This window comes from Acetanaerobacterium sp. MSJ-12 (genome assembly GCF_018917875.1).
Taxonomy (GTDB): Bacteria; Bacillota; Clostridia; order Oscillospirales; family Ruminococcaceae; genus Bittarella; species Bittarella massiliensis.
On record NZ_JAHLPK010000025.1, the window covers coordinates 1 to 532 of the forward strand.

At 29.3% G+C, this 532-nt stretch carries 2 protein-coding genes; both read left to right on the forward strand.

The window, feature by feature from the left end:
* Window positions 1-305, forward strand: a 305-nt coding sequence (locus tag KQI11_RS13050; protein ID WP_502757170.1) for a flagellar biosynthesis protein FlhF, incomplete at its 5' end; no start/stop codon positions are given.
* Between the two features lie 4 nt (window positions 306-309).
* A partial coding sequence (locus tag KQI11_RS13055) for a P-loop NTPase (RefSeq protein WP_216402429.1) occupies window positions 310-532 on the forward strand: 223 nt, incomplete at its 3' end.

Consider the following 532-nt stretch of genomic DNA (forward strand, 5'->3'; position numbering starts at 1 on the left):
GTGAACATGTAGATGAATTAGCTTTACTTTTAAATGAAGTAAAAAATAAAAGCGTTTATTTAGTAATTAGCTCGACCACTAAGAATAGTGATTTAAAAGATATTTTAAAAACATATAGTTTTATAGAGGATTATAAAATTATTTTTACAAAATTAGATGAAGTTAGCACCTACGGACCGATTTTAAATATTGCTATGAGAGAACCTGAATATATTTCCTATGTAACTACTGGACAAAGTGTTCCTGATGATATTGAAGTGGTAACTTCAAATAAAATTTTAGATATGTTACTGAAGGAGAGATAATAAGATGGACCAAGCCGCCAAATTGCGAGAGTTAATTAATAGTAGAAGAATGTATTCTAAACAAATTGCCGCACATAATGAGAATATCACTAAGGATGCTAGAATAATATGTGTTACTAGTGGAAAGGGTGGGGTTGGCAAAACAAACTTTACAATTAATTTAGGTATGGAATTGACTAAATTAAATAATAGAGTAGTTATTATAGATGCAGATTTAGGCCTAGCTA